Annotated in this window: 1 protein-coding gene; it reads left to right on the plus strand. The window is 69.5% G+C overall.

Annotated elements, in window-relative coordinates:
- Nucleotides 1-897: IS3 family transposase (locus FXF52_RS41145; RefSeq protein WP_148805047.1), on the plus strand; the 897-nt coding region annotated here is incomplete at its 5' end.
- Between the last annotated feature and the right edge of the window lie 25 nt (nucleotides 898-922).

A 922-nucleotide genomic window follows, 5' to 3' on the forward strand; every position in this document is an offset into this window, starting at 1 on the left:
AACCGCTTCCAGTTCGTCGCCGACCATCAGCAGCGCTACGGCGTGAAGCGGTTGTGCAAGGTCATCGGGGTGTCCCGCTCGAGCTACTACTACTGGCGCTCGGGCGCCGAAGCGCGGGCCGCCCGTGACGCCGCGGACGTCGCTCTCGCCGCCCGGATCCGGGCGGTCCACGCCGAGCATGACGGCACCTACGGAGCACCACGGATCACCGCCGAACTGCAGGATGCCGGCCTGGCGATCAACCGTAAGCGGGTCGCCCGGGTGATGCGCCGCTTCGGCGTGCAAGGGCTGCGGCTACGCAGACGAACGCGTACGACGGTGCCGGACCCGGCCGCGGCGAAGGCCCCGGACCTGATCGGCCGGGACTTCACCGCCCCCGCCGTCAACCAGCGCTACGTCGGTGACATCACCTACCTACCGGTCGGTGAACGCGGGTTCCTCTACCTGGCCACCGTCATCGACCTGCACTCCCGCCGCCTCGCCGGCTGGGCGATCGCCGACCACATGCGCACCGACCTGGTCATCGACGCCCTCCACGCCGCCCAGCGCACCCGCGGCAACCTGCACGGGGCGATCATGCACACGGATCACGGAGCTCAATACACCTCTCGGGCCTTCGCCGCCGAATGCCAGGCCGCCGGAGTCCGGCAATCGATGAGCGCGGTCGGTAGCTCCGCCGACAACGCCGCCGCCGAGTCGTTCAACGCCACCCTCAAACGCGAGACCCTGCAAGGCCGCCGCGCCTTCACCGACGAACGCGAAGCCCGGCTGACCACATTCCGCTGGATGCACCGCTACAACACCCTCCGACGGCACTCCCGCCTCGGACAGCAGCCACCGATCACCTACGAGAAGAGCACCCGGCCAACGCCAGCTACGCTGGCCCCGGCCGCATAAACCCCGTGTCCAGGATCAGGGGTCA

This window comes from Micromonospora sp. MP36 (assembly GCF_008119785.1).
In the GTDB taxonomy this organism is placed as follows: domain Bacteria; phylum Actinomycetota; class Actinomycetes; order Mycobacteriales; family Micromonosporaceae; genus Micromonospora.